At 29.2% G+C, this 14,980-nt stretch carries 13 protein-coding genes and 1 other annotated feature; of the genes, 10 read left to right on the forward strand and 3 right to left on the reverse strand.

The genetic code is table 11. The features are described 5' to 3' along the window. Positions 1-204: 204 nt before the first annotated feature. Positions 205-531, reverse strand: coding sequence for a CGGC domain-containing protein (locus tag IO99_RS15640; protein ID WP_035135126.1), 327 nt, complete (start codon positions 529-531; stop codon positions 205-207). A 246-nt stretch (positions 532-777) separates the two neighbouring features. On the opposite strand from IO99_RS15640, the gene IO99_RS15645 reads away from it, so the two are divergent. From IO99_RS15645 to IO99_RS15670, 6 genes are all read left to right on the forward strand, one after another. Next, positions 778-1,821 (forward strand): ABC transporter substrate-binding protein, encoded by a 1,044-nt coding sequence (locus tag IO99_RS15645; protein WP_035135128.1) that lies wholly within the window; start codon positions 778-780, stop codon positions 1,819-1,821. A 262-nt stretch (positions 1,822-2,083) separates the two neighbouring features. Continuing rightward, positions 2,084-2,851 (forward strand): ABC transporter ATP-binding protein, encoded by a 768-nt coding sequence (locus IO99_RS15650; protein WP_035135130.1) that lies wholly within the window; start codon positions 2,084-2,086, stop codon positions 2,849-2,851. Further along, complete coding sequence (locus IO99_RS15655; RefSeq protein ID WP_414632080.1) at positions 2,838-3,632, forward strand: ABC transporter permease; 795 nt, start codon at positions 2,838-2,840, stop codon at positions 3,630-3,632. The genes IO99_RS15650 and IO99_RS15655 overlap by 14 nt, the downstream gene beginning before the upstream one ends. 155 nt (positions 3,633-3,787) lie before the next feature. Then, positions 3,788-4,696, forward strand: a complete 909-nt coding sequence (locus tag IO99_RS15660) for a DMT family transporter (protein WP_051824231.1) — start codon at positions 3,788-3,790, stop codon at positions 4,694-4,696. Between the two features lie 36 nt (positions 4,697-4,732). Then, positions 4,733-5,674, forward strand: coding sequence for a C39 family peptidase (locus tag IO99_RS18525; RefSeq protein ID WP_051824232.1), 942 nt, complete (start codon positions 4,733-4,735; stop codon positions 5,672-5,674). A gap of 235 nt (positions 5,675-5,909) precedes the next feature. Next, positions 5,910-6,614, forward strand: a complete 705-nt coding sequence (locus tag IO99_RS15670; protein WP_051824234.1) for a C39 family peptidase — start codon at positions 5,910-5,912, stop codon at positions 6,612-6,614. A 68-nt stretch (positions 6,615-6,682) separates the two neighbouring features. Here IO99_RS15670 and IO99_RS15675 read toward each other — a convergent pair whose 3' ends face one another. Beyond that, positions 6,683-8,356: a M4 family metallopeptidase gene (locus tag IO99_RS15675; RefSeq protein ID WP_035135132.1), complete on the reverse strand. Its 1,674-nt coding sequence runs from the start codon at positions 8,354-8,356 to the stop codon at positions 6,683-6,685. 352 nt (positions 8,357-8,708) lie between these two features. Here IO99_RS15675 and IO99_RS15680 point away from each other — a divergent pair, with 352 nt between their 5' ends. Beyond that, the gene (locus tag IO99_RS15680; RefSeq protein WP_035135133.1) at positions 8,709-10,052 is read left to right on the forward strand and encodes a tetratricopeptide repeat protein; all 1,344 of its coding nucleotides are present in this window, start codon (positions 8,709-8,711) and stop codon (positions 10,050-10,052) included. A 2-nt stretch (positions 10,053-10,054) separates the two neighbouring features. Beyond that, on the forward strand, positions 10,055-10,186 hold the full coding sequence (locus IO99_RS19695; RefSeq protein WP_278245264.1) for a hypothetical protein: 132 nt from the start codon (positions 10,055-10,057) through the stop codon (positions 10,184-10,186). A 142-nt stretch (positions 10,187-10,328) separates the two neighbouring features. Here IO99_RS19695 and thrS read toward each other — a convergent pair whose 3' ends face one another. Next, complete coding sequence (thrS, locus tag IO99_RS15685; RefSeq protein ID WP_035135135.1) at positions 10,329-12,266, reverse strand: threonine--tRNA ligase; 1,938 nt, start codon at positions 12,264-12,266, stop codon at positions 10,329-10,331. A gap of 234 nt (positions 12,267-12,500) precedes the next feature. After that, positions 12,501-12,748, reverse strand: a binding site (T-box leader). Between the two features lie 257 nt (positions 12,749-13,005). On the opposite strand from thrS, the gene IO99_RS15690 reads away from it, so the two are divergent. Next, positions 13,006-14,352, forward strand: coding sequence for an SH3 domain-containing protein (locus IO99_RS15690; protein ID WP_051824235.1), 1,347 nt, complete (start codon positions 13,006-13,008; stop codon positions 14,350-14,352). Positions 14,353-14,420: 68 nt separating this feature from the next. After that, positions 14,421-14,975 carry a phosphatase PAP2 family protein gene (locus IO99_RS15695; RefSeq protein ID WP_035135138.1) on the forward strand — a complete coding sequence of 185 codons (555 nt, stop codon included), beginning with the start codon at positions 14,421-14,423 and terminating at the stop codon, positions 14,973-14,975. Positions 14,976-14,980 lie beyond the last annotated feature (5 nt).

Genomic DNA, 14,980 nt, shown 5'->3' on the forward strand with positions numbered 1-14,980 from the left:
AAAAATACAATATATATAATTTTATAAATAAATGTAACTATATAGATAATAAAATAAATTGGAGCTATTACTAACAATTAGGTGATAAAATATATGATAAAAATATAGAAGTGACCAATTGAACTTTTATCTATTAGTCACTTTTTAATATAATTATTAATATTAGATTTTAATTGATTTCCTTAAATTATATAATAAATCTAATTATTTATGAGTTCCATGAATTACATTAAATCCATGATTCTTTAAAAGCTTTTCATGCTTATTATAATTATCACACTCAACATCTATACAAAGAGCTATATGAATGGTATCGACTTTTTTTCTTTTAAGTTGCTCTATTTTATGATTCCAATCTTCTTGATCTGATATAGTTGTATCACAACCACTACAATAGAAGAAGCTTGATAATATAGGTTTTGAATTTTCATACTTTCGAAAGGCATCAGTTAAATTGTTATAGGCATCAAAACATCCAGTTCCAGCACATTGACCGACTAACTTTCTACATGCCATTATTGCTATAGACATAGAAATCCTCCTTATATTTTAAAATGAATAGAATATATAAATTCAGTAATGCTACACAAGGATACTAACATGGGCTATGATACATGTCAAATGTCACAGTATTTTTAGGTTATACAATTATACTTTTTCAATATTAATAATTATTAGTTATAAACTTTAGTTAGCAAAAATCATTATTCTACATATTATAGAGTATGAGAAGTGAAGTGTTAAACTGTATTACTAATATTATTCTAGGAGGAAATTATGAGAAAGAAAACTATTAAGTTATTAAGTGCTTTAATTTGTGCATTTATATGTGTTGGCTTATTTACAGGATGTAATAAAAATAAGACATCAGACAAAGAAAATCAAGGAAATAAAGATAAAATAACAACTATACGACTTAATGAAGTAACTAGATCCATTTTTTATGCACCAATGTATGCAGCAATTAGTGAGGGATTCTTTGAAGAAGAAGGAATTGAGATTGAACTTTCCACAGGCCAAGGTGCAGATAAAACTATGCAACAACTTATTAGTGGAAGTGTTGATATTGGATTCTCAGGACCAGAGCAAGTAATGTATATTTATAATCAAGGTAGAGAAGATTATCCAGTAGTATTTGCCCAGTTAACTCAAAAGGACGGATCATTTTTAGTATCTAGAGATAAACATAGTGAGTTTTCATGGCAAGATATTAAAGGGAAGACAGTTATAGGAGGAAGACCGGGTGGAGTACCTGAAATGGCTCTTGAGTATGTATTAAAAAATGAAAATATCGACAAAGAAAAGGATTTAAATTTAGTTACTAATATAGCATTTGACGCAGTTCCAGGAGCATTTAAAGGCGGTACCGGAGACTATGCTGCAATATTTGAACCAACTGCTAGTGTAATAGCAAATGAGATAAATGGATCTGTAGTAGCATCTATTGGAGAAAGCGCTGGAACCCTTCCATATACATGCTTTTATACTGTTCAATCTTATATTAATGAGAATGAAGACTTGTTAGTAAGATTTGTTAAGGCTATTCAAAAGGGGCAGGAGTGGGTAATGTCTAATGAGGATGCTACAGTTGCCAGTTCTATAAAAGATTTCTTTCCAGGAACAGATGAAGAAGTAATAGAAACAGTTGTGAAAAATTATAAAAAAATAGAGGCTTACGCTAAAACTCCAACGGTAAGTGAAGAGGATATGAATAGATTAATGGATATTATAGAATCCTACGACTCTGAACTTTTAATTAAAAGACCACCATTTAAAGATATAGTTAATAATTCAATTAGTGAAAAGGCTATGAAGAAATAAAGAAAAAATGATTTTTTAGAATCATTAAAATCTATAAATTGTATATACAAATAAATAATTTTAAAGGAACATGTCTTTAGGATTTTAAAGGCATATTCCTTTTATTTATATATGGTATAAGTTTTATTATCAACATTTATTATAACCTCATATATTAGTACTATAAAATATTAAAGAACTTTAAAGCTAAGGATTATAAGTAATTATAGAAAAGAAATTAGAAAACTAAGAAGATAAAAAATAAAGATATGGAGATGGAGATATGAATAGAATTGAAATAAAGAATGTTTACATGAATTATCATACACTATCTGCAGAGACTGTTGCCTTAAAAGATATTAACTTCACAGTAGACGGTGGAGAGTTCGTAAGTATAGTTGGACCTTCAGGATGCGGAAAATCCACACTTTTAAATATAGTATCTGGGCTTATTGAAGCTTCATCAGGAGATATATTAGTTGATGGACGTGTTCAAGAAGGGTACTCAGATAAAATTGGATACATGTTTCAAAAGGATCAACTTTTTGAGTGGTTAACGGTATTGCAGAATGTAAGTATAGGATTAAAAATTAAAAAAATGATGAATGATGATGCGAAAATAAAGTTAGAGAAATTATTAAAAAACTATAATCTATGGGAGTTTAAGGACCATTATCCAAGACAGTTATCAGGCGGTATGAGGCAAAGAGTTGCTTTAATTAGAACCTTAGCTTTAGACCCAGAAGTTTTACTTTTAGACGAACCATTTTCAGCCCTAGATTATCAAACTAGACTCAATGTCAGTGATGAAATATACGAAATAATTAAAAATGAAGGTAAAACAGCCATTATGGTCACCCATGACATTTCAGAGGCTGTGTCTATGTCATCTAGGGTAATAGTGCTATCAAAAAGACCGGCAGTAATAAAGAAAATTATAAAGATAGAATTTGATGGAGAAAATCTAACTCCTTTAAAGTGTCGTGAACACAGTAAGTTTAGAGTATATTTTAATGATATATGGAAGGAGATGGATTATGATGATAAGTAAGGAACATGAAGAATATTTAAAGAAGGTAAAAAGAAACAGAAGAAAGATTATTTTTACTAGAATACTTATATTAGTTGCATTTTTTCTTCTTTGGGAAGTATTAGGCAATTTAAAGATTATTGACCCGTTTTTAACCAGTACACCATTAAGAATGTTTAAGAGTTTTATGAAGTTGTATAATGAGGGAGCTTTAATTAATCATATAACAATAACTTGTTTTGAAACTATAATTGGATTTACTTTAGGAACCTTTTTAGGGACTATAATTGCAATAATGTTGTGGTGGTCAGACTTTCTTTCCAATGTTTTAGATCCATATATTGTAGTCCTAAATGCACTTCCTAAAGTAGCTTTAGGACCTATAATAATATTCTGGGCAGGGAATGGAATGAAGGCAATTATAATCATGGCATTGTTAATCTCCATAATTTCTACAATAATAAGTATACTTTCAGGCTTTAGAGAAGTAGAAGAAGATAAAATAAAACTCTTAAAGACCTTTGGTGCGTCAAAGTTTAAAATTTTAACTAACTTAATCATTCCTGCTACGACACCAACTTTTATATCTGCACTAAAGATTAGTGTAGGACTTTCTTGGGTAGGAGTTATAATGGGAGAATTTTTAGTAGCAAAAAAGGGACTTGGTTTCTTAATAGTATATGGAGGACAAGTAGCACAATTAGATATGGTAATGATGAGTGTAGTTATTCTTTCAATAATTGCTTATTTAATGTATGAAGTAGTTCACTATTTTGAAAAAAAATATGCCACAAAGTTATAAAATAAAAAATAATCCATTACATTTATCAGATTTTAATAAGTGTAGTGGATTTATTATATGAATATAAGATGCTAGAGTATAATAAATGTTTATATTAATAATAGAAATAGTACAAGATTATGATATAATTAAGCATGCAGATAGGGGGGAAAATTATGAAGACAAAAAAAGCATTAGCGTACATAACGTTAATAGGTGTAGTGGTAGCTTGGGGAATTTCTTTTGTTAGTATAAAAGTAGTATTAGATGCATTTTCACCTGTAGCAATGGCCTTTGTTAGGTTTTTTATTGCCACTGTAACACTTATTATAATAAAACAATTTACAAATAAGGAGAAAGTTAATAAAGAAGATTATGGAAGATTGGCTGTTAGTGGAATTTTTGCTATCACCTTATATTTCTTCTTTGAAAATAATGGTATATTAAGGGTGTCTGCCAATTCAGCATCCATAATAGTAGCTACTTTACCTGTAGCAGCAATAATAGCAGATAAAATATTTTATAAAACAAAGATATCTAGATTAAGTGTAATTAGTATTATAGTATCTATATTTGGAATTTATTTAGTTATAGGAAAAGATGTAGTAGGTGGGTCTTTATCAGGATATTTTTATATGTTTGGTAGCGTAATAGCATGGTGTGGGTATTTAATAATTACAAAGCCTCTGTTTAAAAAATATTCTAACATAACCATTACAACCTATCAGTCTATTTTTGGTACACTAGCATTTATACCCTTATTACCTTTTGAAACTATAAATTTCCAGATGATTAATGGTAATATAATTTTAAATCTTTTATTTTTAGCATTAATATGTTCTTCTTTTGGAAACTTTGGATATAATTTTGCTTTTAAGGAATTAGATGTAGGTATATCTACTTTATTCTTAAACCTATGTCCTGTAGTTACTTTTATATTTAGTTTCTTTATACTTGGAGAAACTTTGAGATTTAGTCAAATAATAGGTTCAATAATTATTATATCAGCTGTATATATTGCAACTAAACCGCCTAAAGTACAATCAGAACTTGACGATAATATTAAAAAGGCGGATTTAAATTAATATTCTATAGGAGTTATATACTAGGGAGGGAGTACTATGAAAAAGCTTTTTGCATTGTTTATATTAGCACTTTCCTTTGTAGCATTAACAATTACATTTAACATATATATTTATGAAAGTAAAAAGGTTAGTGCTCTTCAAGATCATATGAGTTTTTTAGCTAGTAAGGGCAATGTTAGTTATATAAGTTCAGAGGAAGAAGCTAGGCTTGAGAAGGAAGAAAAGAGAAGGAAAAAAGAAGAAGAAAAGGCAGCAAAAGAAGAAGCTAAAAGAAAAGCTAAGGAAGAAGCAGAAGCTAAAAAAGCTGAAGAAAAGCGATTAAAAGAAGAAGAACTTCAGAAAAAGAAAGATGAATTAGAAAAAGCATTAAATGCATCAAAGCAAATAAATCTAGACGTAGCTATAATTAATCAGTTGCCAGAATATAAAAATGGCTGTGAGGCAACATCTTTAACTATGATGCTAAATTATGCAGGAGTTAACGTTAGTAAGGATTCTGTAATTGGAAAGGTCAAGAGGGATTTAACTCCAATTAAATATGACTCAAAAGGCAGTATAATAGAATGGGGAAACCCAAAGAAGGGGTTTGTTGGAGATATAACAGGTAAAACTCCTGGATATTCTATAGATCCTGTGGCTCTTGCACCAGTAATAAATGAATACTTACCAGATAAAGCGCTAGATTTGACAGGTTGTGATTATGGTGAGTTGGAAAATATACTATTAAGTGGAAGACCAATTGTAGTATGGATAACATCTACTTTTAAAGAACCGAAAGTTTCTCATACTTGGACCAGTAATGGAACAGTTATAAAATCTTATTTTACTCAACATGCAGTATTAATCACAGGTATGGATGAGAATTCAATATATTATAATGATCCTTTAACTGGAGTTAAAAATGCAAAGGTTGATAAAAGCACATTTAAGTCAGTATGGACAAAGATGGGTAAAAAGGCATTATCCTATTATAAATAAAAAAATAAAAATAAGATAAAAATGGTTTTGATTTAATATGTATTTAAATTAAAACCATTTTTTCATTAAGAAATTTATGGAATATAATCATATAATTAAGTGGATGAATTAATTTATAAAGGGCAAAATATAAGTGGACAAGAGTTATATGACTAAAAATAATATAAAGACAGTTAAAAAGTAGAAAGTAGTTTTTAGAATTATATATAGTAAACAAATACAAGGAGGAAAAACTATGAAAAAATTTTTAAAACTACTTATGATGATACTTTTTTTATTTGCATCAGTATTGGCGAAAAATATATATAAAGATAATACAGCTAGTGCTATTACTGTATCAAAAAACATACTTTTAGATATACCTGTGATTAAGCAGTTGCCAGAATACCATAATGGTTGTGAAGCTACATCTTTAACCATGATGTTAAATTATGCAGGAATAAGGGTGGATAAAGCAACAGTAGTTTCAAAAATGAAAAAAGATACTACTCCAATAAAACGTGATTCAGCAGGAAAAATAATAGAATGGGGAAATCCACAGATTGGTTTTGTAGGAGATATTACAGGAAAAAGCCCAGGGTATTCTATTGATCCAGTTGCATTAGCACCACTAATTAATTATTATTTGCCAGGAAAGACTTTAGATTTAACTGGATGTAGTTATGAGACTTTGGAGAATACAATGTTAAGTGGAAGACCAGTAGTTGTTTGGATAACTGTATATTTTAATAATCCAGTTTTTCCACATAATTGGACGAGCAATGGAAAAGTTGTAAAAGCAGATTTTTCACAGCATGCAGTATTACTTACAGGTATGGATGAAAAATCATTATATTATAATGATCCATTATCAGGAGCAAAAAATTCAAAAATAGATAAGACAGTTTTCCAATCTGTTTGGACTAAGATGGGAAGAAAAGCTTTATCTTATAATAAGTAAAATAAAAAACTCTATATCTAATCATAATACTAGATATAGAGTTTAAATTTTTATAAATAGGAGTACTGCTAGTTACCTAGAATTCCAACTGATGTTAAAGCATTAGATACTGCTTGTACTTCAGTTGAATTTGCTCCATATAAGTCTGTTGCAGCTTGTATTAAACCAAGTCTTGCTTGAGAGAAATTTGTAGTGGAGTTAAAATAAACAGTTAGTGCTCTATAATATATATCAGCAGTTTTTTCACAGCCTATATTTTGAGCAACTAAATAAGCAGCTTTATTAGGAATCCCAGAGTTGATGTGAACTCCACCCCAGTCTCCAGATTCTGTGTTTGGTAGATTTTGATAATTATTCATGTGAGCAGGTTGATCATATAGTGTTGGATTTGCTAAGCTTCTTAACGCATCTCCTGATACTTTTGGAGTATAAATTTCATCTCCAACTACCCAATCAGAAGAGTTGAATGTCCATTGACCGCCATTTGCAACATTGTACTTGTCGTAGGTTTGTACTAAAACACCTAGAACGTCTGACATAGATTCGTTTAATGCTCCAGATTGGTTTTCATAAGCAAGGTCTGCAGAGTTTGAAGTCACTCCATGAGTCATTTCGTGAGCAACTACGTCAAGATCTCCTGATAATGGAGCAAAATAGGATCCATCACCGTCACCATAGACCATTTTATATCCATTCCAAAAAGCATTATTATAACGGGAGCCATAGTGTACAACAGAAGTTAAAGACATGCCTCTATTATCTAAACTATTTCTATTAAATAAATCTTTATAAAAATCATATACAACTTCTGCATAGCTATGGGCGCTTACTGCAGCTTTATCAGAAACTGTAGTACTAGAACTTGTCATTAAAGTACCCGTTGTTGTAGTTCTATAGTTAGCTGTATAAGTGTTTATAGTTCCAGTCATAGGTTTAGTAGTATCTTTTAATTGATATGAGTTAGTTTTATTTTGGTATAAATTTAACTCTCTAGTAGTACCATTTACAGCAATGCCTGTACCAGTAACTGGACCGGCTTCTCTTATTAAACTTTCTGTTTTTATAATATCACCACTATAAGCATCTACAAAGATTTCCCAGCTTTCCATTTCAGGAAGATCATAAGCAAGATTTATTTTATAAACTTCATAAGCATTTTTATCGTCGAAGTATATATAATTTTCAGCTCTGACTTCTTCTGTTAATTCAGTAAATGTCTTAGAAGCTTTAGCTATTTCTATAGCTTTATCTGCAGTAAGAGGTTTATTATTCTTTTTAGTTACTGAGGATATTCTATTTTCCAAAGTTCCTGTTAGTCCAGTAATAACACCATTTTTATCAAAGTGTGCAGTTATAGTTTTTCCATAAACTTTTTTTCCGTCAAAGGTTTGCTGAAGTTTTATATGGGTAAATCCTAAATCATCTTGTTCAGCAGTGATAAGAGAAAAGTTATTTTTAATATTTTTCATATTGAATAGTGACATGTTTTCATTTAAGAAATCAATAACACTACTAGAAGATGGACTAACAGTTTCAGATAGGATACCGCTTATAAATAGTTTCATTCCATCTTTGTTGTCAATGTGAACTTTCTCCTTACCTTTGTTTAAATTTTTGAACTCCTTTAAGATGTCTGCTTTATTTTTTGTAGGTTTTTCTAAGCCTTGTGCACTTACAGGTTGAAAAGTGAAGGTTGCAGCTAAAGCTACAGTTGCAAGAATTGAAATTAGTTTTTTGTTCATAAGATCATCCCCTTATTAATATTATACTTTTATTATATATTTTTGTATCAAAAATGCTATAAAAAGTTTAAGTCAAATTACTTTAACAGTTTACAGTGAAACAATGAATATTACATATTGTATCATAAAAAATGTAGTATCTTGTAAATAAATTTTTATTTTCAGCTTAAAGTTCTATGATGATATAAAAAAAGAATATATCTTTATGGAATAATATGTATTTAGGATACATATTATATATAAATGTAGTATCCAATTTATTGTAGTATGAATTTAAAAATGATATGATTTAAGATGAATTAGAAAATAATAAATCAAAACTTAGGTATAGAAGGGGTTTAATAAGAAGGCTATGGATAAATGTGTGGAGTTTATAAATGGAAATAAAAAAATAAAGTTATTAAGAAAACAACTAAGAATGACTCAGCAAGAATTTCAAGATTCTCATTTTACCAGAGGATATTTAGGTTTATTGGAAAATGGAAGAAGGAATATTACATTACAGGCATCAAAGATTATTGCTGAAAAGTTTATGAAAAAAGCTAAAGAATTGAATGTTGAATTAGAACTAGAAGAAGATTATTTTTCAAGAAGTGTAGAAGAGGATGCTAAATTATATTGCGAAAAAATCCTTAAGAATGATTTATCTATGGATGAGCTAAACGAAATTATGAATATTGGAAAAAAATATAACTTAATCTCAATTGAAGCCAAGGTATACAGAAGAAAGGGAGACCTTTATTTTGAAGAAAATCAATACTTAGAAGCCTATAAAAATTATTTTTATTCCATGGATATTTTAAGAGGTGAAGAGGTAAACATAGAAATATGTTATATCTACAATGTATTAGGTTATTGCAAATCCCATTTGCTTGACTATGAAGAGGCTATTGTATATTTTAATAAAGCTATATATAATGCAGAGATATTTAAGGATGAAAAGGTGTTAATGTATTCTACCTATAATTTATCAGTAGCCTATTATTATATAAAAAAATTTCATGAAGCTATAGATATTATAAATAAATTTATTCATAGGATTGACATGGACAAGGGATTTTCAACCTATGTTTATGCAAATATATTAAAAGCTAACTGCTATGAAGAATTAGGTGAATTGGATAATGCTATCAAGATATTACAGGAATTAACTGATATAGTAAAGGAAAGAAATGATGAAGAAAGCAATAAATTTTTAGGACTCATATATAATAACATAGGATCCTTAAATAGAAAAGAAGGAAGTTTGACTAAGGCTTTAGATTATTATAATATGTCCCTAAAAATTAGAAATAAAGTTGATATTAAAAATGTATCTCATACTTTAATTGAAAAGGCTAATATCTATGTTATTAAAAAACTTTATGATGAGGCTATAATGATAATAGAACTGGGAATTGAAAAGGCTAATGAATACAATGATTATGAATATATATTTAAGGGTTATGAGCTCCTTGAGAAGATTTACTGTGAATTAAATATGAAAGAAGAATTAGAAAAGATCATAGAGGCTGCTATTGAGATTTTGAAAAATACTAATAATTTAGATTTAAAGATAAAATATTATACTAAACTTCAGGAGCTATATTTTAAGAATAAGGAATATGAAAAGGCTGAAAAGTGCTTAGGGATGATACAGAAACTATTGAAATTTGTTTCTTTTAGTGATAAAATCAATATAGGGGAGGTGTTTTAAAAATGAGTAAATTTTGTAAAAAGGTATGTGTATTAGGAGTTTTTGCTCTATTATGTGCAACAGTGATAGGAATTCCTAAATGTGGAGAAGCTCCACCATTTTTAGTAAGTATTAGCGTTGGAGAATTACTATAGTTTATAGTTAATGAAAGTGGCTATTTTAATATGGAACTATCTATTTTAAAATAGCTCTTTTTACATATAGAATTAAAAATTAGCATAATAAAAGGACTGAGATTATCTCAGTCCTTAGTTACATTAAAGTCTGTTTACTCTATTATCTTTCTTTACTCTCAATTTCTTTCACAATTCTTTCAATGAAGTTATCTATAGAAATTGAACCCTCATCTCCGTTTTTACGGCTTCTTACTGCAATTTCTTTATTTTCAGCTTCTTTTTCTCCTACAACTAAGATATAAGGAGCTCTTTCATTACGTGCTTCTCTAATTTTATAACCAATCTTTTCTGCTCTGTAGTCAACTTCAACCCTAATATTATTTTTCTTAAGTTCAGCATAAACTTCATCAGCATAGTCATGATACTTCTCAGAGATTGGAAGTAGTTTAACTTGAACTGGTGCAAGCCATACTGGGAATGCTCCTGCATACTTTTCAATAAGAAGGGCAAGAGTTCTTTCATAGCAACCAATAGAAGTTCTATGAATAACATATGGATATTTTTCTTGACCATCCTTATCTACATAAGTCATTCCAAATCTTTCGGCAAGAGAGAAGTCTATTTGAGCTGTAATTATAGTGTCCTCTTTACCATGAACATTTTTAATCTGAAGATCAAGTTTAGGACCATAGAAGGCAGCTTCACCAACAGCTTCAGTATATTCAATTCCAAGATGATTTAAAATTTCTCTCATCTTATTTTGAACTGCATTCCAAGCTTCAGGTTCTCCAATATATTTTTCTTTATTATTTTCATCCCATAGAGATAATCTATAACTAATATCTTCTCTAAGACCTAGAGTATCAAGCATATAGTTAATCAAGTCAACTACCCCTTTAAACTCATCTTCAAGTTGATCTGGTCTACATGCAAGGTGACCTTCAGAAATTGTAAATTGTCTTACACGAATTAATCCATGCATTTCTCCAGAAGATTCATTTCTAAATAATGTAGAAGTCTCAGCATATCTTAGAGGTAAATCTCTATAACTTTTAGATTCAGCTTTATAAACTGTGAATTGGAATGGACAAGTCATAGGTCTTAATGCAAATACCTCATTATCCTTTTCTTCATTACCTAGTACAAACATTCCTTCTTTATAATGATCCCAGTGTCCAGATATTTTATATAAATCACTTTTAGCCATTAATGGTGTTTTAGTTAAAAGGTAGCCTCTTTTTTGCTCTTCATCTTCAACCCATCTTTGAAGAAGTTGAACAATTCTAGCACCCTTAGGCATTAGAAGAGGTAGACCTTGACCTATTGGTTCAGAAGTAGTAAATAACTTTAGTTCTCTTCCAAGCTTATTGTGGTCACGTTTTTTAGCTTCTTCTACAGCTTCTAGGTATTCATCTAGTTCTGCTTTCTTTGTAAAGGCAGTTCCATAAATACGAGCAAGCATTTTGTTTTTTTCGTTTCCTCTCCAATAAGCTCCTGCAAGTTTAGTTAACTTGAAAGCTTTCACTGGTTTTGTAGTCATTAAGTGAGGACCAGCACAAAGGTCAGTAAACTCACCTTGTTTATAGAAAGTTATGATTTCACCTTCTGGTAGATCTTCTATAAGTTCTACTTTATAAGGTTCATCTTGTTCCTTCATAAATTTAATCGCTTCTTCTCTTGGAAGTTGAAAACATTCAATTGATAAATCTTCCTTAACTATTTTTTTCATTTCAGCTTCTATTTTATCTAAATCTTCGTTAGAAAATCCACCTTCAAGGTCGAAGTCATAGTAGAAGCCATTATCTATAGCGGGTCCTATAGCAAGTTTTGCTTCAGGAAATAGTCTTTTAACAGCTTGTGATAATATGTGAGCAGCTGTATGTCTAAAAGCTCTTCTACCTTCATCCTCATTAAAAGTTAAAATATTCAATTCACAATCCTCTTTAACTATATAACGAAGGTCTACAGTTTTTCCATTTACTGTTCCAGCTGTAGCGACTCTAGCAAGTCCTTCAGAAATACTTTTTGCAATTTCAATAATACTCATTTCATTTTCTAATTCTTTAACTGATCCATCTTTTAAAGTAATTTTAATCATTTAAAAATCTCCCTTCTATATCTAATATTCTAGCCAAAAACTTTAAGTGAGAGTCCAAATCTTTGATTTGGTTCCTCGAACTTACTCCAACGAATGTATGTGAGATGGAGTTTCATATCGAGCAAAGCGAGAAAAGTAAATCTTTGATTTGGTCCTCGAATTTACTTCATCCAACCTATGTGAGATGGAGTTTCATCTTATATAAAATAAAAAAACTCGTCACTTTTCATAAAGAAAAGGGACGAGGTATACCCGTGGTTCCACCCAAATTGTCCTTAACTTATTAAAATTAGAGTATAAAGATAACTAACTTAACAAAGTGATATAAAGGACCACTTTAAAAACTATAACGTAGTTAACGGACTTTATTAGAGTCACTCAGAGGTGGTCTTCAACATGATTTATTTAAAAGCAATTTCAGCTACTATGCTTTCTCTCTGTAAATAAAGTGACATATCTACTGTCCTCTTCATTGCGATAATATTATTAATTATTATTCTATTATATCATAAATCTTAAGTTATGATGCAGAAATTATTAACTTTATTTTAGCATATATATGATTAATGTCAACATAAATTGTTAAGTAAATAAAGAATAATAAGAAAGGATTACATTTAATTTATATTTATGTAAATTTATAATATGTTAGCAAAATAAATAGTATAATTATATTAAGGATTGCTTAAAATTAAGAAATATTTAAGTGAAAATATATAATTAGAGGTGAGGATATACTATGAATCGTAATATTAATCTAAATGTTATGGATGAAATGTACTATAGTGATTTATGGATAAAATTATGCAAGAGAAGTAAAGATATTATTCTCACTAAGGATGAAATAGAAAAGTACAACGCTGAAGGAATTAAAAAGGGATATATTTATGATATATTTAATGAACCGAATGAAGTAGCTAAAGAATATGTAGTTACTATGATAAATTGTGTAAGCAAGATTCCAGAAGGTGATAGATACAAGAATGGTAGTAAAGTAAACAAGGAATATTATGATAAACTTATTGATAATATGAATTTAAAAGAAGTAAAGGACAAGATTTCTATAGAATATGGATTGGTGGTAAAGAGGGGAAGTATAAGAACATTTCCTACTAGTGATAGAGTGTTTAAGGGGGAAAAAGAATATGATTTAGACAGATTTATGGAAAGTGCTATATATGCAGCGGAACCTTGTATTATATATGCTTTTAGTAAAGATGGAAAATGGTGTTTTTGCAAAACCTATAATTATTCAGGATGGATTAAAAAAGAAAATATAGCTCTTGGAAGTAAAAAAGAAATAGAAGAATATTGTAAATGCAAAGATTTCATTGTAGTTACAGGTAAAAAGATAAATCTCGTTTATAATCCTTTTATAGAAGCATTGAGAAATTTAGATATTGATATGGGAGTAAAACTACCTATAGAAACTAATTTGAGCAAGGAAGAATTAATCTATGATATGTATAGTGAAGGTAATTATGTAGTTAAATATCCACTAAGAGAAAGTAATGGTGAACTAAAGTTTACTAATATTTTAATTCCATACAATGAAGATGTTCATAGAGGATATTTAAAATGTAGTAGAAATAATATATTAAAGCAAATATTTAAATTCCAAGGAGAAAGGTATGGGTGGGGTGGAGAATTCAATGGAAGAGATTGTTCTTCCCTTATCATAGATACCTTTAGAACCTTTGGAATACAATTTCCAAGAAATAGTGGTGATCAATTAAAAAAATCTGTTGGGAAAACATTGCTTGTTCATAAAGAAATGCCTTATCATGAAAGAATGAAAATATTAGATAGCTTGAAACCTGGAACCCTTATATTTTTAAATGGGCATGTAGCGATGTTTATAGGAAATTATAAAAATAGTTATTATATAATTCACGATGTAATAGGAGTATTTGTAAATAAAAAGGATTATGAAGAGAAAAATAAAGGGCAGAAGGAACAGGTTAATAAAGAAAAGATATACTTAGGAATAAAGGGTGTAACAGTATCTGAATTAAAAGAGATATACACTTCTAGTGGAAAACCATATATTGAAGAGATTATTGGAATTAAGGACATATTCAATTAAAGTTAGAAGCAAGTAATATTAACAAAAAATAAAATATAGAAAAGATTATTTAAGAAAGGGATAAACTAATGAATCAATGGCTATACGGAATAGATAAGGGAATAACTGATGCTATACATTTTGGGTTACAGAATAAAATTTTTGATACTATAATGCCATTCATAACAAGGCTGGGAGATGCAGGGTTTATATGGATAACAATTAGCATTATTCTTATATGTACTAAAAAATATAGAAAAGTAGGAATAACAAGTTTACTAGCAATATCTATAGGTACAATTTTAACAGAGGGAGTAATAAAGCATTTAGTGGAGAGAGTAAGACCCATTATTGCATATCCTATAGATAATCCTCTAATAAAACTGCCTATTAGTTTTTCTTTTCCATCAGGGCATACTGCATCTTCTATAGCTGTAGCATATGTACTTTCCACATATATTAAGAGATATAAGTTTTATTTCATATCTTTGGCAGTTTTAATAGGTTTTTCTAGAATATATTTGTATGTTCATTATTTTTCTGATGTGTTAGGTGGAGCAGTAGTTGGACTTGTAAGTGGAATTCTAGCTGTGTATATAATGGGGAAAATTAATAATAGAAAAGAAAATATTTTGGAATATTAGCATAT

The organism is Clostridium sulfidigenes (genome assembly GCF_000732635.1).
Classification (GTDB): Bacteria; Bacillota; Clostridia; order Clostridiales; family Clostridiaceae; genus Clostridium_J; species Clostridium_J sulfidigenes.

Excerpts from the sequence above, each read along its gene's own strand:
- IO99_RS15640 (WP_035135126.1), bottom strand. The coding sequence starts at position 531 with ATGTCTATAGCAATAATGGCATGTAGAAAGTTAGTCGGTCAATGTGCT.
- IO99_RS15645 (WP_035135128.1), top strand. The coding sequence starts at position 778 with ATGAGAAAGAAAACTATTAAGTTATTAAGTGCTTTAATTTGTGCATTT.
- IO99_RS15650 (WP_035135130.1), top strand. The coding sequence starts at position 2,084 with ATGAATAGAATTGAAATAAAGAATGTTTACATGAATTATCATACACTA.
- IO99_RS15655 (WP_414632080.1), top strand. The coding sequence starts at position 2,838 with ATGATGATAAGTAAGGAACATGAAGAATATTTAAAGAAGGTAAAAAGA.
- IO99_RS15660 (WP_051824231.1), top strand. The coding sequence starts at position 3,788 with ATGAAGACAAAAAAAGCATTAGCGTACATAACGTTAATAGGTGTAGTG.
- IO99_RS18525 (WP_051824232.1), top strand. The coding sequence starts at position 4,733 with ATGAAAAAGCTTTTTGCATTGTTTATATTAGCACTTTCCTTTGTAGCA.
- IO99_RS15670 (WP_051824234.1), top strand. The coding sequence starts at position 5,910 with ATGAAAAAATTTTTAAAACTACTTATGATGATACTTTTTTTATTTGCA.
- IO99_RS15675 (WP_035135132.1), bottom strand. The coding sequence starts at position 8,356 with ATGAACAAAAAACTAATTTCAATTCTTGCAACTGTAGCTTTAGCTGCA.
- IO99_RS15680 (WP_035135133.1), top strand. The coding sequence starts at position 8,709 with ATGGATAAATGTGTGGAGTTTATAAATGGAAATAAAAAAATAAAGTTA.
- IO99_RS19695 (WP_278245264.1), top strand. The coding sequence starts at position 10,055 with ATGAGTAAATTTTGTAAAAAGGTATGTGTATTAGGAGTTTTTGCTCTA.
- thrS (WP_035135135.1), bottom strand. The coding sequence starts at position 12,266 with ATGATTAAAATTACTTTAAAAGATGGATCAGTTAAAGAATTAGAAAAT.
- IO99_RS15690 (WP_051824235.1), top strand. The coding sequence starts at position 13,006 with ATGAATCGTAATATTAATCTAAATGTTATGGATGAAATGTACTATAGT.
- IO99_RS15695 (WP_035135138.1), top strand. The coding sequence starts at position 14,421 with ATGAATCAATGGCTATACGGAATAGATAAGGGAATAACTGATGCTATA.